The 15,525-nt window shown below is 72.8% G+C and carries 15 protein-coding genes; 8 read left to right on the top strand and 7 right to left on the bottom strand.

What is annotated here, in order from left to right; genetic code table 11:
- The first annotated feature begins 69 nt into the window (after positions 1-69).
- The 7 genes from QF030_RS12790 (at position 70) to lgt (ending at position 6,078) form a co-directional block, all read left to right on the top strand.
- Positions 70-528 carry a DUF2752 domain-containing protein gene (locus QF030_RS12790; RefSeq protein WP_307162784.1) on the top strand — a complete coding sequence of 153 codons (459 nt, stop codon included), beginning with the start codon at positions 70-72 and terminating at the stop codon, positions 526-528.
- Between the two features lie 204 nt (positions 529-732).
- Complete coding sequence (gene trpC / locus QF030_RS12785) at positions 733-1,542, top strand: indole-3-glycerol phosphate synthase TrpC (RefSeq protein WP_028806852.1); 810 nt, start codon at positions 733-735, stop codon at positions 1,540-1,542.
- Positions 1,543-1,563: 21 nt separating this feature from the next.
- Positions 1,564-1,788, top strand: a complete 225-nt coding sequence (gene trpM / locus QF030_RS12780; protein ID WP_307162783.1) for a tryptophan biosynthesis modulator TrpM — start codon at positions 1,564-1,566, stop codon at positions 1,786-1,788.
- 55 nt (positions 1,789-1,843) lie between these two features.
- Complete coding sequence (trpB, locus tag QF030_RS12775; RefSeq protein ID WP_307162782.1) at positions 1,844-3,127, top strand: tryptophan synthase subunit beta; 1,284 nt, start codon at positions 1,844-1,846, stop codon at positions 3,125-3,127.
- Complete coding sequence (gene trpA, locus QF030_RS12770; RefSeq protein WP_307162781.1) at positions 3,124-3,960, top strand: tryptophan synthase subunit alpha; 837 nt, start codon at positions 3,124-3,126, stop codon at positions 3,958-3,960. The genes trpB and trpA overlap by 4 nt, the downstream gene beginning before the upstream one ends.
- A gap of 101 nt (positions 3,961-4,061) precedes the next feature.
- Positions 4,062-4,838 (top strand): thioredoxin domain-containing protein, encoded by a 777-nt coding sequence (locus tag QF030_RS12765; RefSeq protein ID WP_307162780.1) that lies wholly within the window; start codon positions 4,062-4,064, stop codon positions 4,836-4,838.
- A 94-nt stretch (positions 4,839-4,932) separates the two neighbouring features.
- Positions 4,933-6,078 (top strand): prolipoprotein diacylglyceryl transferase, encoded by a 1,146-nt coding sequence (gene lgt / locus QF030_RS12760; RefSeq protein ID WP_307162778.1) that lies wholly within the window; start codon positions 4,933-4,935, stop codon positions 6,076-6,078.
- Positions 6,079-6,155: 77 nt separating this feature from the next.
- Here the strand turns inward: lgt and QF030_RS12755 are convergent, their stop codons facing one another.
- Genes QF030_RS12755 through QF030_RS12725 form a run of 7 tightly spaced genes read right to left on the bottom strand, consistent with a single transcriptional unit; the run spans position 6,156 to position 14,153 of the window.
- Positions 6,156-6,989 (bottom strand): HpcH/HpaI aldolase/citrate lyase family protein, encoded by an 834-nt coding sequence (locus QF030_RS12755; protein ID WP_307162777.1) that lies wholly within the window; start codon positions 6,987-6,989, stop codon positions 6,156-6,158.
- Positions 6,986-8,215, bottom strand: a complete 1,230-nt coding sequence (locus QF030_RS12750) for a CaiB/BaiF CoA transferase family protein (protein ID WP_307167552.1) — start codon at positions 8,213-8,215, stop codon at positions 6,986-6,988. Before QF030_RS12750 ends, QF030_RS12755 begins: the two co-directional genes overlap by 4 nt.
- A 59-nt stretch (positions 8,216-8,274) precedes the next feature.
- Positions 8,275-9,168, bottom strand: coding sequence for a ribokinase (gene rbsK, locus QF030_RS12745; RefSeq protein WP_307162776.1), 894 nt, complete (start codon positions 9,166-9,168; stop codon positions 8,275-8,277).
- Positions 9,165-10,544 carry an ADP-ribosylglycohydrolase family protein gene (locus tag QF030_RS12740; RefSeq protein WP_307162775.1) on the bottom strand — a complete coding sequence of 460 codons (1,380 nt, stop codon included), beginning with the start codon at positions 10,542-10,544 and terminating at the stop codon, positions 9,165-9,167. Before QF030_RS12740 ends, rbsK begins: the two co-directional genes overlap by 4 nt.
- Positions 10,532-11,707, bottom strand: a complete 1,176-nt coding sequence (locus QF030_RS12735; RefSeq protein ID WP_307162774.1) for an ADP-ribosylglycohydrolase family protein — start codon at positions 11,705-11,707, stop codon at positions 10,532-10,534. Before QF030_RS12735 ends, QF030_RS12740 begins: the two co-directional genes overlap by 13 nt.
- A gap of 8 nt (positions 11,708-11,715) precedes the next feature.
- Positions 11,716-12,999 (bottom strand): ADP-ribosylglycohydrolase family protein, encoded by a 1,284-nt coding sequence (locus tag QF030_RS12730; protein WP_307167551.1) that lies wholly within the window; start codon positions 12,997-12,999, stop codon positions 11,716-11,718.
- Positions 13,000-13,025: 26 nt separating this feature from the next.
- The gene (locus QF030_RS12725) at positions 13,026-14,153 is read right to left on the bottom strand and encodes an ADP-ribosylglycohydrolase family protein (protein WP_307162773.1); all 1,128 of its coding nucleotides are present in this window, start codon (positions 14,151-14,153) and stop codon (positions 13,026-13,028) included.
- A 288-nt stretch (positions 14,154-14,441) separates the two neighbouring features.
- On the opposite strand from QF030_RS12725, the gene QF030_RS12720 reads away from it, so the two are divergent.
- The gene (locus QF030_RS12720; protein WP_307162772.1) at positions 14,442-15,173 is read left to right on the top strand and encodes a VIT1/CCC1 transporter family protein; all 732 of its coding nucleotides are present in this window, start codon (positions 14,442-14,444) and stop codon (positions 15,171-15,173) included.
- The last annotated feature ends 352 nt before the right edge of the window (positions 15,174-15,525 follow it).

Here is a 15,525-nt window from a genome sequence, read left to right as displayed (position 1 = left end):
GACCTCGTGAGGGGCGGCCGGTGCACACCGGCCGCCCCTCACGCGCGCGTGGCGCCCCGGCGGGGCACAATGCGAGGTGTGAACGCCGACAGCCAGCGGGTGACACCCCGGACGCATCCGACACCCCCGGGAACCGTGCTCGGACGACTGGCGGTGCCCGCCGGGATCCTCGCGGCCGTCGCCGGGGCCTTCGCGTACGTGGGGACCGTCGACCCCAACGAGCCCGGCCACTACCCGGTCTGCCCGCTCCTGCGCATCACGGGCCTGTACTGCCCGGGCTGCGGCGGACTGCGCGGCGCGCACGCCCTCGTGCACGGAGATCTCGCCGCCGCGCTGCACGACAACGCACTCGCGGTCGTCGGCTGTCTGGGCTTCGCGGTGGTGTGGACCGTCTGGGTGGTCCGTGCGGTGCGCGGACGCCCCGCGCGCGTGGAACCCACCCTGGCGCAGCTGTGGACGCTGGGCGCGTTCCTGCTGGTCTTCACGGTCGTCCGGAACCTGCCGTTCGGTGGCTGGCTGCATCCTTGATCAACGGGCGGACGTCCGGTACGGGGGCGCCTGCCGCCCGAGTCGTGCGAAGCTGGTTCGAGGGCGCGGGAGGTACCGCCGTCAACCGGATGTGAGGCCTTCGCCTTCCTCCGGATACCATCGCAGTGACCACCTCTTTTTCCACGGGTGGCCGGTGGTCGCTGAAACTGCCAACGTCTCAACCGCTGGAAGGGGGCCGCTCGCGTGAGTGTGCTCGACGAGATCATCGACGGAGTCCGTGCCGACCTCGCGGAGCGGCAGGCGCGCGTCAGCCTCGACGAGCTCAAGGAGCGCGCGGCGAAGGCCCCCGCAGCCAAGGACGGGGTGGCCGCGCTCCGGGGCGACGGCGTCAAGGTGATCTGCGAGGTCAAGCGCTCCAGCCCGTCCAAGGGCGCGCTGGCCGCGATCGCCGATCCGGCCGGACTGGCCGCGGACTACGAGGCGGGCGGCGCGGCCGTCATCTCCGTCCTCACCGAACAGCGCCGCTTCGGCGGCTCCCTCGCCGACCTCGAGGCGGTACGCGCGCGGGTCGACATCCCCGTCCTGCGCAAGGACTTCATCGTCACCTCGTACCAGCTGTGGGAGGCCCGCGCGTACGGCGCCGACCTCGCGCTGCTGATCGTGGCCGCCCTCGAGCAGCCGGCCCTCGAGTCGCTGATCGAGCGCGCCGTCTCCATCGGCCTCACCCCGCTCGTCGAGGTCCATGACGAGGACGAGGTCGAGCGCGCGGTCGACGCCGGCGCCAAGGTGATCGGCGTCAACGCGCGCAACCTGAAGACCCTCGAGGTCGACCGGGGCACCTTCGAGCGCGTCGCCCCCGAGATCCCGGCCCACGTCGTCAGCGTCGCCGAGTCCGGCGTCCGGGGCCCGCACGACCTCATCGCGTACGCCAACGCCGGCGCCGACGCCGTCCTGGTCGGCGAATCCCTGGTGACGGGCCGCGACCCGAAGACCGCGGTGGCCGACCTGGTGGCGGCGGGCGAGCACCCCGCACTCCGGCACGGCCGGGGCTGAGACCCCGCTAGGCTTGATCCGATGACTCCGACGACCGCCGAGAAGACCACGGACCGGTACGCCCGCCTCGCGCGCGGCTGCCGCCCCCGTGGTTGCCGCGCGCCCGCACGCCGGGTGCACGGCAGGCGTGTGCGCTACGTCATCGGGGACGAGCCCGGCCAGGTGAACGGCATGCGATGGCAGCGCCCCGTCAGGGGCGCGGGGAACGGCGCGACCGGCAGCGATGGTCTCGCAGCCGGCCGGTAATCCCTGCCCCCACGGCGATTCGGTGTCCGACACACACTCACCGTGAGGTTTCCGCATGCCCAGCGAGTTCTTCGTTCCCGACCCCGAGGGTCAGGTCCCCAGCGCCGAAGGCTACTTCGGCGCGTTCGGCGGCAAGTTCATCCCGGAGGCCCTCGTCGCCGCCGTGGACGAGGTCGCCGTCGAGTACGACAAGGCGAAGCACGACCCCGAGTTCGCCCGCGAGCTCGACGACCTGCTCCTGCACTACACCGGCCGGCCCAGCTCCCTCACCGAGGTGCCGAGGTTCGCCGAACACGCCGGCGGCGCCCGGGTGTTCCTCAAGCGCGAGGACCTCAACCACACCGGTTCCCACAAGATCAACAATGTGCTCGGGCAGGCCCTGCTCACCCGGCGCATGGGCAAGACCCGCGTGATCGCCGAGACCGGCGCCGGCCAGCACGGCGTGGCGACGGCCACGGCCTGCGCCCTCTTCGGGCTCGAGTGCACCATCTACATGGGTGAGATCGACACCCGGCGCCAGGCCCTCAACGTGGCGCGTATGCGCATGCTGGGCGCCGAGGTCGTGGCGGTGAAGTCCGGCAGCCGCACGCTGAAGGACGCCATCAACGAGGCCTTCCGCGACTGGGTCGCCAACGTCGACCACACGCACTACCTCTTCGGCACGGTCGCCGGACCGCATCCCTTCCCGGCGATGGTGCGCGACTTCCACCGTGTCATCGGCGTCGAGGCCCGCCGCCAGATCCTGGAGCGCGCGGGGCGCCTGCCCGACGTGGCGGTCGCCTGTGTCGGCGGCGGCTCCAACGCCATCGGCCTCTTCCACGCCTTCATCCCGGACGACGGCGTCCGGCTCGTCGGCTGCGAGCCGGCCGGTCACGGCATCGACACCGGCGAGCACGCGGCGACCCTCACCGCGGGCGAGCCCGGCATCCTGCACGGCTCGCGCTCCTACGTCCTCCAGGACGACGAGGGCCAGATCACCGAGCCGTACTCCATCTCGGCGGGTCTGGACTACCCGGGTATCGGCCCCGAGCACTCCTACCTCAAGGACAGCGGACGCGGCGAGTACCGCGCGGTCACCGACGACGCGGCCATGCAGGCGCTGCGTCTGCTGTCGCGCACCGAGGGCATCATCCCGGCGATCGAGAGCGCGCACGCGCTGGCCGGGGCCCTCGAGGTGGGCAGGGAGCTGGGCAAGGACGGGCTGATCGTCGTCAACCTGTCCGGCCGCGGCGACAAGGACATGGACACGGCCGCGCGTTACTTCGGCCTGTACGACACCGACGCCGAGGTCGCCGCCAACGCGGCCGACACCGCCGAGATCGAGGAGGACGCCAAGTGAGCGGGGCCGAGTTCACCGGGGGGAAGAGCGGGCTGCTGTCGGACACCCTCGCCGGGGCCAAGGCCGAGGGCCGCGCCGCGCTCATCGCCTACCTCCCGGCCGGGTTCCCGACCGTGGACGGCGGCATCGAGGCGATCAAGGCCGTCATCGACGGTGGTGCGGACGTCGTCGAGGTGGGTCTGCCGCACAGCGACCCGGTCCTCGACGGTCCGGTCATCCAGACCGCCGACGACATCGCCCTGCGCGGCGGGGTGCGGATCGCGGATGTGATGCGGACGGTCCGGGAGGCCTTCGAGGCCACCGGGAAGCCGATTCTCGTCATGACGTACTGGAACCCGATCGACCGCTACGGGGTCGAGCGCTTCACCGCCGAGCTGGCCGAGGCGGGCGGCGCGGGCTGCATCCTGCCCGACCTGCCGGTGCAGGAGTCGGCGCTGTGGCGGGAGCACGCCCACAAGCACGGCCTCGCGACGGTCTTCGTCGTGGCGCCGAGCAGCAAGGAGGCACGGCTCGCGCAGATCACCGAGGCGGGCAGCGGCTTCGTCTACGCCGCCTCGCTGATGGGGGTCACCGGCACCCGTGAGTCGGTGGGCGCGCAGGCCCAGGACCTGGTCGAGCGGACCCGGGCCACCGGGACCGGCCTGCCCGTCTGCGTCGGCCTCGGCGTCTCCGACGCGAGGCAGGCCGCCGAGGTCGCCGGCTTCGCCGACGGCGTGATCGTCGGCTCGGCGTTCGTCAAGCGGATGCTGGACGCGCCGGACGACGCGGCCGGTGTCGAGGCGGTCCGCGAGCTCGCGGGCGAGCTGGCCAAGGGCGTGCGCCGACAGGTGTAGCCGGGACAGGCGGAACAGAGCGGACATTTCTCCGGGTCACTCGAACGGGTGGACCTGGAGACGGGGAGGCGCAATGCGCCTCCCCGGTTCGTTCTGGGGGTGTGAGCGAGAAGAATCGTGCGGGAAAGCGCACCGCCAGGGAGCGGCTGGCGGACGAGCGAGAGAAACAGAAGGCCGCGGAGCGGCGACGGCGGACGCTGATCGTCGCGTCGAGCGTCGTCTGCGTCCTGGGTCTGGCGGCGGTGATCGGGGTCGTCGCGGCGAACTCCGGCAAGGACGACAGCAGCGACAAGGCGGGCCCGGTCGTGGCGCCCTCCGGAGCGCTGGGCGAGGACGCGCCGGCCATCCCCGTCGGCAAGGACGGCGCCAAGTCCACGCTCACGGTGTGGGAGGACTTCCGCTGCCCGGCCTGCAAGGCCTTCGAGGCGGCGTACCGGCCGACGATCCACGAGCTGACGGGCGCCGGGAAGCTCAGGGTCGAGTACCACCTGGCCACCCTCATCGACGGCAACATGGGCGGCAGTGGCTCCCGTAACGCGGCCAACGCGGCGGCGTGCGCGCAGGACGTCGGGAAGTTCCCCGCGTACCACGACGTGCTCTACGAGAACCAGCCGGAGGAGACCGACGACGCCTTCGCCGAGAACAGCAAGCTCATCGGACTCGCGGCCAAGGTCGACGGCCTCGACACGCCGGCGTTCCGTACCTGTGTCGAGGACGGCACGCACAACAGCTGGGTCGCGAAGTCCGACCAGGCCTTTCAGAACGGCCATTTCGGCGGCACTCCGACCGTGCTGTTCAACGGCAAGAACATTTACGCCGACCAGTCGATGACACCGGCCAAGCTGAAGCAGATGGTGGAGGAGGCCGACCAAGGGTGATCAGGGGTGAACCCCCTGCGCACCCGCCCGTTATGGAGCCGTAGCCGGGCTGCCCGTCGTCGGCCCGGTCCGGCACGGTAGCGTCGTCCCTGCCATGGAACTTGCCTACATTCCCAGCCCGTCGCACGGGGTGCTGTATCTCGGCCCCGTTCCGTTGCGCGGCTACGCGTTCTGCATCATCATCGGCGTCTTCGTCGGGGTCTGGCTCGGCAACAGGCGCTGGGTCGCCCGTGGCGGGCAGCCCGGCACGGTGGCCGACATCGCCGTCTGGGCGGTGCCTTTCGGCCTGGTCGGCGGCCGGCTCTACCACGTGATCACGGACTACGAGCTGTACTTCAGCGAGGGCCGTGACTGGGTGGACGCCTTCAAGGTGTGGGAGGGCGGCCTCGGTATCTGGGGCGCGATCGCGCTCGGCGCGGTGGGCGCGTGGATCGGCTGTCGCCGTCGGGGCATCGCCCTGCCCGCCTATGCCGACGCCATCGCGCCCGGCATCGCCCTGGCCCAGGCCATCGGCCGCTGGGGCAACTGGTTCAACCAGGAGCTGTACGGCAAGCAGACCGACCTCCCCTGGGCGCTGCACATCACGTCCTCGGCGGACGGGCGGGTGCCCGGCTACTACCACCCGACGTTCCTGTACGAGTCGCTGTGGTGCGTCGGCGTCGCCCTGCTCGTCATCTGGGCCGACCGCCGGTTCAAGCTGGGCCACGGACGCACCTTCGCGCTGTACGTCGCCACGTACTGCGTGGGCCGTGCGTGGATCGAGTACATGCGGGTCGACGACGCCCACCACATCCTGGGCCTGCGGCTGAACGACTGGACCGCGTTGGTCGTGTTCCTGCTCGCGGTGATCTACATCGTGATCTCGGCGAAGAAGCGTCCGGGGCGCGAAGCGGTGGTCGAGCCGGGTGCGGTTGCCTCCGGCGGTGAGACGGAAGCCGACGGCGCGGGCAAGCCGAAGGACGCGGCCGAGGCCGAGGACGTCGCCGACGCCAAGGACAAGGCCAAGGGCGAGGCTGAGGCCGGCGCCGAGACCGATGCCAAGGGTGACGGCGAAGCCGAGGCCGGGACGGACGCCGAAGCGAAGGACGCGGCCGAGGCCGAGGACGTTGCCGACGCCAAGGACAAGGGCGAGGTCAAGGGCGACGAGGCCAAGGCCGACGCCGAGGACTCGGGCGACACCAAGCCCTCCGCCGAGGCCGGGCTGAAGGACGGGGCCGGGTCGGCCGGCAAGAAGAGCTGACGACTGGTCGTTCGTACGACGACGAGGGCGCCCGGGGTCTGCCGGGCGCCCTCGTCGTCTGTGCGCGACGGGCCGGGTCAGTCCCCGCGGGCTGCCAGCGACAGGGTGCGCTGTGCCATCGCCACCACGGCCGCGTCGATGAAGCGGCCGTCCGGCAGGGCCTGGGCTCCCCGCTCGGTGGCCGCCGCCTTCACGATCGTCTCGGCTTCCTCCAGCTCGTGCTGGGTGGGCAGGTAGGCCCGTTCGATGATCGGCAGCTGGCGCGGGTGGATGGCGGCTCGGCCCAGAAAGCCGAGGGTGCGGCCGCGGGCGCAGCTGGTGGCGAGGCCCTCCAGGTCGCGGATGTCGGGGTGCACCGACTGGGGTGGGGGCGCCAGACCCGCGGCCCGGGCGGCGACCACGACACGGGCGCGGGACCAGTCGAGGCCCGCGTCGTCGCGGACGCCCAGGTCCGCTCGTAGGTCCGCCTCGCCGAGGGCGATGCCGCGCAGCGAGGGGTGGGCGCAGGCGATGGCGTAGGCGTGTTCGATGCCGAGGGCCGTTTCCAGGAGGGCGTGGAGGGGGGTGGCTCCACGGTTGCCGGACGGAACGGAATCGGCGACGCGGATGATCTGGTGCGGGGACGTCACCTTCGGCAGGCGCAGGGCGGATACCCCGGGGAGGGCTGCCAGCGTGCGGAGGTCCGCCGCCGCGAAGGGGCTGTCCAGGGCGTTCACCCGGACATGGACCGGGACCGGCTGGGGCTCGCCGAGGCGTTCGGCGGTGGCCGTGCGGGCGTACTCCTTGCGGTCCGGGGCGACCGCGTCCTCGAGGTCGACGATGACGACGTCGGCACCGCAGGCGAGGGCCTTGGTGACGGTCTGCGGGCGGTCGCCGGGGACGTAGAGCCAGGTCAGAGGGGTGTTCGTCATACGGCGCCCGCCTCGCGGAGGGACGTCAGCTCGGCCGGGGTCAGGCCCAGTTCGGTCAGGACCTCCTCCGTGTCGGCGCCGTGCGGGCGACCGGTCCAGCGGATCGCGCCGGGCGTGGAGGAGAGCCGGAAGAGGACGTTCTGCATGCGGATCCGGCCCAGCTCCGGGTCCTCGACCGAGGTGATCGTGTCGAGGGCCTGGTACTGGGGGTCCGCCATCACGTCGCGTACGTCCTGGATGGGGGCGATCGCCGCCTCCGCCTTCTCGAAGGCGGCCAGGACGTCGGCGCGGCTTCGGGCGGCGATCCAGCTGCCCACCGCCTCGTCGAGCAGGTCGGCGTGGGCGGCCCGGTCGGCGCCGGTCGCGAACCAGGGCTCGTCGATCAGGTCGGGACGGCCGACCAGGCACATCACGCGCTCCGCGATCGACTGGGCGGACGTCGAGACGGCGACCCAGCTTCCGTCGGCCGTGCGGTAGGTGTTGCGCGGGGCGTTGTTGGCGGAGCGGTTGCCGGTGCGGGCCTGGACGTATCCCAGCTGGTCGTACCAGAGCGGCTGGGGGCCGAGGACGGTGAGGATGGGTTCGATGATCGCCATGTCGACGACCTGGCCCGCGCCGGTGCGGTCGCGGGCGGCGAGGGCCGTCATGACGGCGTAGGCGGTGGCCAGACCGGCGATCGAGTCGGCCAGGCCGAAGGGCGGGAGGGTCGGGGACGCGTCCGGTTCCCCGGTGATCGCCGCGAACCCGCTCATCGCCTCGGCGAGGGTGCCGAAGCCGGGGCGGTGCGCGTAGGGGCCGAACTGGCCGAAGGCGGTGACCCGGGCGAGGACCAGCCGGGGGTTGGCCGCCGACAGTTCGTCCCAGCCGAGGTCCCACTTCTCCAGCGTGCCGGGGCGGAAGTTCTCGATGATCACGTCGGCGGTGGCGGCGAGACGCAGCAGCGTGGCGCGGCCGCCGGGCCTGGAGAGGTCGAGGGTGATGGCGCGCTTGTTGCGGCCGAGGAGTTTCCACCACAGGCCCACGCCGTCCTTCGACGGGCCGTGGCCTCGGGAGGGGTCCGGCCGGGTCGGGTGCTCGACCTTGACGACCTCCGCGCCGAAGTCGCCGAGCATGGTGGCGGCGAGGGGGCCGGCGAAGAGGGTGGCCAGGTCGAGGACGCGGACGCCGTGCAGGGGGGTGGTCCTCCCGGCCGTCTCCCCGGTCGTTTGTTGCGTCGTTTCCTGCATCGCTTCCCCGGTCACTTCCTCCGTCGCCTTCTGGGTCGTCGCCTGCGTCGCTGCCCCGGTCATGACGCGTACTGCGTCTCGATCTCGGAGCGGTAGGGCATCGAGGCGGAGGCGCCCGGCCGCTGGACCGACAGGGCCGCCGCCGCGGACGCCCAGGCCAGCCCCTCCCGTACGGGCCGCCCCTCGCCGAGCGCGACGGCGAGGGCGCCGACGAAGGTGTCGCCCGCGCCGGTCGAGTCGACGGCGGTGACGCGTGGGGCGGGAACGGTCAGCGGTTGCGCTCCCCGGGCCGCGTAGAGGCTGCCGGACGAGCCGAGCGTGATGACCACCTCCGGCACGCTGTCCAGCAGGGCGGTGGCCGCCTCGCGCGGGTCGGTGCGGCCGGTGAGCGTGGCCGCCTCGTGCTCGTTGGGCACCAACAGGTCGGTGACCGCGAGGAGTTCGGGCGGGAGCGGCTGGGCGGGCGCCGGGGTGAGGATCGTCCGGACGCCGTGGGCACGGGCTGCCCGGGCGCCGGCGACGACCGCGGCGAGGGGGACTTCGAGCTGGAGCAGGAGTGCGTCGACGGAGGCGATGAGGACCTCGTCGCCGGGGGCGAGATGGTCGACGGCGCTGTTCGCGCCGGGGACGACCACGATCGCGTTGCCGCCCTCGTCGTCCACGACGATGTGGGCGGTGCCGGAGGGGCTCTCGACGGTGCGCAGGTGGTCGGTGTTCACGCCGGAGTGCTCCAGGGTGGTGCGCAGCCGGGTGCCGAAGGCGTCGTTGCCGACGGCGCCGATCATCGACACGGTGCCGCCCGCGTGGGCGGCGGCGATCGCCTGGTTGGCGCCCTTGCCGCCGGGGATCGTACGGAACTCGCGTCCGGTCACGGTCTCCCCGCGCTGCGGGGGCTTCGCGACGTAGGCGACGAGATCCATGTTCGTGCTGCCGAGCACGACGATGTCGGTCATGGCTGGGAAGCCTCCCGGGGGACGAGGGACCAGGTGAGGTGGGCCAGGGTGTCGAAGCCGACGCCGTTGAGGTCGGCGACGGAGGTGGCCAGGCGGTTCTTGAGGGGGGCCGTCCAGTGGTCGGGGAGCGCGGCCGGGTCGCCGGCGAGGAGGGCGGCGATCCCGCCGGCCGTGGCGCCGGCCGAGTCGGTGTCCAGGCCGCCGGACACGGCACGGCCGACGGAGCCGGTGAAGTCGCCGTCCGCGTGCGTGAGGGCGGCGGCGACCAGGGCGGTGTTGGGGATGGCGTGGACCCAGTGGTACGCCTTGTGGGCGGCGTGGAGTTCGTCCACCACGGTGTCGAAGTCGGGGTGTTCTCCGGCGAGCCGGACGGCGTGGGTGACGGCCTGCGCGAGGCGGGAGCGGGGCGGGACGACGCTCAGGCCGGTGCGCAGACATGCGTGGATGTCCTGGGCGCCGGTCGCGGCGGCGGCGATGGTGGCCGCCGTGAACATCGCCGCGTAGACGCCGTTGGCGGTGTGCGTGAGGGTGGCGTCGCGGTGGGCCTGCTCGGCCGCCGCGGCCGGGTCGCCGGGGTTGGTCCAGCCGTGGACGTCGGCGCGGATGAGGGCGCCGATCCATTCCCGGAAGGGGTTGCGGTGACGGGCGGTGAACGGGGGCTCGATGCCGCAGAGGAGGTTGCGCAGGGCGACGCGTTCGGCGGTGAAGGTGCGGCCCGCGGGCAGTTCGTCCAGCCAGAGCCGGGCCACGTCCGCGGTGCTGAAGTCCCTGCCGTGGCGCTGGAGCAGGAGGAGGTTCAGGAGCGGGTAGTTGAGGTCGTCGTCCTCGGGCATGCCGTCGATGTTCTCGGCGAGGGAGGTGGTGGCCGAGCGGCGGTTCCAGGGGTGGGCCTCGAGGAGGGGGCCGGGGACTCCGCGGGCGGTGAAGTAGCCGGCGAGGGGCCAGTTGCCGGTGGCCCGGGCGAGCTGACGGACGGCGTCCAGGGGAAGTTTCTCCACCGGTTTGCCCAGGAGGCAGCCGACGGCCCGGCCCAGCCAGGCCGCTTCCAGGGCGGCCCGCGTGGGGGCCTGCGCGGGGGCGTCGGCCGGACGGCCCGGCCACTGCGGGCACAGGGCCCTGATCCTCTCCAGTCCGGTCGGCTCGTGGTCCGCCGATCTGCTGGGCAGGTCGGCCAGTTCGTCCAGGAGATCGTCGGCGAGGAGGCGCAGATAGCGTGAGGCGCGCTGGGGGGAGGCGCCGGCCCGGGGCGGGGCCTCGCAGCCGCCGGCCGCTTTCCAGCGTGCGGCGATCGCCCACGGCTCCCGGCCGTCCTGGGCCGCCTGGTGCAGTTCGTGGCCGAGGAGGTCCTCGGGCTGCACCCAGGTCAGTCGGAGCATCGGGGACCTCCGAGCGCGGAGAAGGCCCGCTCGTGCGTACGGCGGTGGTGCACGTCGCGGTCGAAGATCTCCCGGGTGACCTCGGTGAGCGTCGCGGCGGGCTGCCAGAGGTCGAGGCGGCTGGCCTCGGCGACCTGCTTCGACCACTCGTCGGGTACCGGTGAGCCGAGGGCGCCGGCCACCGCTCCCGCCATCGTCGCGATCGAGTCGCAGTCGCGGCCGTAGTTGACCGCGCCCAGGACCGCATGCCGGTAGTCGCCGTCGGCCACCAGCAACATGCCCAGGGCGATGGGGAGTTCCTCGATCGCGTGCAGGCGGGACGGGCGGCGGGCGGCCAGCGAGGGCCGGCGGTAGTCGGGTCCGACGGTGTCGTACGGCGCGACCGCCTCGCGCAGCGGCACCAGCGCCGACTCGAACTCGGTGTGCCGGGACGCCGTTTCGCAGACCTTCTCGATCGCCGTGCGGGTCCCGTCCTGTGCCAGGGCCAGACAGGCCGTGACGACGGAGTCCGCGGTGGCGCCCGGCGCGCACGCGGCCGCCACCGCCGCCGCGAACACTCCCGCCGCCTCGCGGCCGTACGACGACTGGTGGGCGCCGGAGATGTCCAGCGCCTCGGCGTACGCACCCGCCGGGTGGGCCGCGTTGACGAGACCCACCGGGGTCATGTACATCGCCGCACCGCAGTTGACGATGTTGCCGACGCCCGCCTCACGCGGGTCCACATGACCGTAGTGCAACCTTGCCACCAGCCATTTCTCCGCCAGGAAGATCCGCTGGAGGGGAAGTGCCTCCGCCTCCAGCTCCGGGATCCAGCGGGGTGTCGTCAGCAGGTCAGGGACCAGGTGGTCGGCGATCGCGTAGGCGTCCAGGTGATCGCGGACCGTGGCGTAGACCCTGATCAGCGCGTGGGTCATCAGGGTGTCGTCGGTGACGTGGCCGTCGCCCTTGTGGTACGGGGCGATGGGGCGGGCGGTACGCCAGTCGTCGCCGTTCCAGGGACCGACGACGCCGTGGACCCGGCTGCCGTGGCGCTGGAGGATCTGCTCGGGGGAGTAGCCCTCGACGGGGCCGCCGAGCGCGTCACCGACGGCCGCGCCGACGAGGGCGGCGGTGATGCGATCTTCCAGGGTTCCGCCGTTGCTTTCTTGTGCTTTGGGCGTCATGCACCGAATCATCCTCCTGGAGGTGCCGGTTGTGCGGCTTCCAGGAGTCCGGCGAGTTCCACCAGGTCGGTGCCGGTGAGCCGGGGCAGCACACAGCCGGAGAGGACGCGGCAGCTGTCCCGCCAGGAGACGGGGATCGCGGCGCCGCCGCCCAATGCGCCCGTCAGCGCTCCCGCCAGGGCCGGGGCCGAGTCCGCGACCCGGGACAGACAGGCCGCCGCCGGTACCGCTTCGGCGATACGGCCGCCGGACGCCGTCGCCAGGGCCAGCGCCACCGGGACCGTCTCCGCCGCCGCGATGCCGTAGCTGTAGACGTGGTCGACGATCTGGTGCTCGAGGAGGGGGATGAGCGCGAAGGCACTGTCGGCGCCGTGGGCCAGCTCCAGGGCGTGGCGCGCGTTGCGGCCGATCTCGGTGTGCTCGGGGAGTTCGGCGAGCGCCGCCGCGACGCAGGCGTCGGGGTCCGCGCCGACGAGGGCCAGCGCGAGGGCCGCCGCCATCGCGCGCGCACCGTGCACACCGTCGCCGTCCTGCGTGTAGCGGGCGTCGAACTCGGCCAGCCCGGCGGCGAGTCGGGGGTCGCCGGGGTGCGCCACGGCCAGGACGCAGGCGCGCACGCAGGCCGCGTCGTCGAAGTAGTGGGGGTTGTCGTGACCGGTGGCGGGCGGCCGCAGCCCCGCGGCGAGGTTGCCGAGGCCGGCGCGTACGGAGATCCGGGCACGCAGGGGGAGGACGGCGGACTCGATCTCGGGCGCGCGGTCGGCGGCCGCCGCGACCTCGCAGGCGATGGCGTTCCAGGTCAGGTCGATGGCGGCGCGCATCCGGCGTTCCCGGCTGAGGTCGCCGAGGGCGTCGTCGTCCCCGGCCCGCAGGACCGCCTCGGCCGCGAACGCCGCCCACTCGGCGTCGTCGGAGGGGCCGAGCCGCAGGGGTTCGGGGGGCTGGTTGAGGGCGATGGGGACGGGGAGGGTGGTCGTCGCGTTGTGTTCGGCGAAGGTGTCGAGTTCGCGGGTCAGACGGCGGGTCCACTCCGGCATGCGGGCGGCCCGGTGGCGGGCGGCGGGCCAGCCGGCGGCGTCGCCCGCGGCGAGGCCGAGCAGGAGGCCTTCGACGCGGCGCGCGTCCCGCGGGCGGGCGGGTTCCACGGCCCCGGCCGCGCCTTCGGCCCTTCTGCCGCCGCCCGCACCGCCCGTGCGGCTTTCGGTGTCGGGTGCAGGTGGTCCCTGTGGGGCGTCCTCTTCGTCGGCGGCCGCGGGTTCCGCCGGGTCCGCCGTGAGCGTGCCGGCCGTCATTCCCTCGTCCAGCGGTCCGGGTGGTCTCACGGTCGCACCTCCGCGCCGTCGGTGGCCGCCAGGGCGAAGGCGGTCGGGTCCGGCAGGGGCAGCGGGGCGAGGCCCATCAGGTTCGGCACGAGATCCACGCCGACCATTCCCTCGCCCCACTTGCCGCCCTCGCCCGGCACCAGCAACTCGGCGACGTCCAGCACGTGATGGCCCGCCATGGACGGCAGGCAGCTTCCCCGAGCCGGGCCGATCGCCGCCGCCCAGTCCGCCGGGATCGCCGACACACCCTGGGTCGCACCGGCCAGGGCGCCGGCCACCGCGGCCGTCGTGTCCGCGTCGCGTCCCATGTTCACCGCCGTGAGGACCGCTTCGCGGAAGTCGCCGTCGGCGGCCGCGTAGGCGCCGAAGGCGAGGGCGACGGCCTCGGGGGCGAGATCGGTCCACGGGTAGCCCCCGATGACGACGGCGGAGCGGACCGCCCGTTCGCCCCGGTGGGCCACCGCGACCGCCCGGCGCAGGGAACGCGCCGTCCAGGAGTCCTCGGGGACCACGGCCAGGGCCGAGGCGACCACCGAGATCGCCGGCGCTCCCGCCATCGCCGCCGCCACTCCCGCCGCGACCGCCTGGCCGCCGTAGATGCCCTCGCCGTCGTGGCTCACCGCGCCGTCGATCGCGACCAGGCGGGCCGCTTCCGCGGGCCGGCCCGCGGCGAAGACGCCGAAGGGGGCCGCGCGCATCGCCAGTCCGTCGCTCCAGGCGTGCCGGTGCTGCGCCGAGATGGGCGCCGCCAGGCCGCGGCGGAGGTTCTCCAGGGTGCCGCGTTCGCTGAACCCGGCGCCGCGGAAGGGACCCTCGTCGAGGTCGGCGATCCACTGGTGCCAGGCCGCCTCGACATGGGCCGGGGTGAGCGCCGAGCCGTGGCGGGCCAGCAGCAGGCCCGAGAAGATCGCGTACTCGGTGTCGTCGGTGCCGGCCGGCCGGTCGGTGACGTAGCCGGTGATGCGGCCCCAGCGGGCGCGGATCTCGGACGGCTTCATGTTCTCGGCGGGGGCTCCCAGGGCGTCTCCCACGGCGAGGCCGAGCAGGGCGCCGCGGGCCCGTTCGCGGAGTGCGGCGGCGTCCCCCGGCGCCGGGACCGAGGGGATGCGGGCGGTCGATGCCATACGCGACCTCTCCTCAGGGGCTCCGCACGGGGCGCGGAACCCTTTGCGGATGTGTCCCACCGTCGGCGGTTGACCTCAGCCTCGGAGGCTGCCATGTCACCCGGTCGACATCCGTGCAGCCCCTTGATCGTATGAGCATTCGAAGGCAAAGCCGCAGGTTAGCCCAGCCTTTCCTTTCTGGCGGGCAGGAATCTCCAGGCGTATCTTTTGCGTTATCAAAAAGTGGACTCAGTCCAGACTTAGCTTTGCCTCAGCTTGCTGGGGCCCCGCGACATCCTGGGGGATCGCATGGCCATCATCGAAACCGAAGCCGCACTGCACGAGGCGCACCGTGACAACCACACCCACCGGGACGTCAACGGAGGCTGGCTGCGGCCCGCCGTCTTCGGTGCGATGGACGGGCTGGTCTCCAACCTCGCCCTGATGACCGGTGTCGCCGGCGGTTCGGTGGGCCATCAGACCGTCGTCATCACCGGACTCGCCGGTCTCGCCGCGGGCGCCTTCTCCATGGCCGCAGGCGAGTACACCTCCGTCGCCTCGCAGCGCGAGCTCGTCGAGGCCGAACTCGAGGTCGAGCGCCGCGAGCTGAGGAAGCACCCCAAGGACGAGGAGGCCGAGCTCGCCGCGTTGTACGAGGCCCGCGGCGTCGAGCCCGAGCTGGCCCGACGGGTCGCCCACCAGCTGTCGCGCGACCCGGAGCAGGCACTGGAGATCCACGCCCGTGAGGAGCTGGGCATCGATCCCTCCGATCTGCCCTCGCCGCTGATCGCCGCGGTGTCGAGCTTCGGCGCCTTCGCGCTCGGCGCGCTGCTGCCCGTGCTCCCCTATCTGCTGGGCGCCGCTTCGCTCTGGCCGGCCGTGCTGCTCGCGCTGTTCGGACTGTTCGGCTGCGGGGCCGTGGTGGCCCGGGTGACCGCGCGCACCTGGTGGTACAGCGGACTGCGGCAGCTCGCTCTCGGTGGTGCGGCGGCCGGTGTGACGTACGCCCTGGGCAGCTGGTTCGGAACGGCCGTAGGATAGTGCGGATGCTACTTATGCGTTGGGCCGCATAAGTAGTCGTTACTGACTGGTTTCGAGTGCTTAAGCAGCGGGCATGAGCCGTAAGCGCTGTGGGCAATGACGCCTTCGGCGCACTCGCGAGGTGCACGACGCCGCTTTCCTCGCCTTCCGGACCGGCGGACACCGATCAGATCGATCTTGTCCCGCTCGGTCCCCACACACTTCCAGCCACGTGCGCGATACCCCCGTCGCACCACCGTGGCGTCCGCATGCTGGAACGGAGTATCCGGTTCCCGAGAACCGCTCCATCATGTAACCTGCACGAAATTTTGCGTTACGCAGAGGGCCAACGTCGTCCCTTCGCCAGCAGACA

Origin of the sequence: Streptomyces rishiriensis (assembly GCF_030815485.1) — a bacterium.
Lineage (GTDB): Bacteria > Actinomycetota > Actinomycetes > Streptomycetales > Streptomycetaceae > Streptomyces > Streptomyces rishiriensis_A.
This window is presented reverse-complemented; position numbering and strand designations above follow the sequence as displayed.

Excerpts from the sequence above, each read along its gene's own strand:
- trpB (WP_307162782.1), top strand. The coding sequence starts at position 1,844 with ATGCCCAGCGAGTTCTTCGTTCCCGACCCCGAGGGTCAGGTCCCCAGC.
- QF030_RS12730 (WP_307167551.1), bottom strand. The coding sequence starts at position 12,999 with ATGACGGCCGGCACGCTCACGGCGGACCCGGCGGAACCCGCGGCCGCC.
- QF030_RS12755 (WP_307162777.1), bottom strand. The coding sequence starts at position 6,989 with ATGACGAACACCCCTCTGACCTGGCTCTACGTCCCCGGCGACCGCCCG.
- rbsK (WP_307162776.1), bottom strand. The coding sequence starts at position 9,168 with ATGACCGACATCGTCGTGCTCGGCAGCACGAACATGGATCTCGTCGCC.
- lgt (WP_307162778.1), top strand. The coding sequence starts at position 4,933 with ATGGAACTTGCCTACATTCCCAGCCCGTCGCACGGGGTGCTGTATCTC.
- QF030_RS12725 (WP_307162773.1), bottom strand. The coding sequence starts at position 14,153 with ATGGCATCGACCGCCCGCATCCCCTCGGTCCCGGCGCCGGGGGACGCC.
- QF030_RS12740 (WP_307162775.1), bottom strand. The coding sequence starts at position 10,544 with ATGCTCCGACTGACCTGGGTGCAGCCCGAGGACCTCCTCGGCCACGAA.
- QF030_RS12790 (WP_307162784.1), top strand. The coding sequence starts at position 70 with ATGCGAGGTGTGAACGCCGACAGCCAGCGGGTGACACCCCGGACGCAT.
- trpM (WP_307162783.1), top strand. The coding sequence starts at position 1,564 with ATGACTCCGACGACCGCCGAGAAGACCACGGACCGGTACGCCCGCCTC.
- QF030_RS12750 (WP_307167552.1), bottom strand. The coding sequence starts at position 8,215 with ATGCAGGAAACGACGCAACAAACGACCGGGGAGACGGCCGGGAGGACC.
- QF030_RS12735 (WP_307162774.1), bottom strand. The coding sequence starts at position 11,707 with ATGACGCCCAAAGCACAAGAAAGCAACGGCGGAACCCTGGAAGATCGC.
- QF030_RS12720 (WP_307162772.1), top strand. The coding sequence starts at position 14,442 with ATGGCCATCATCGAAACCGAAGCCGCACTGCACGAGGCGCACCGTGAC.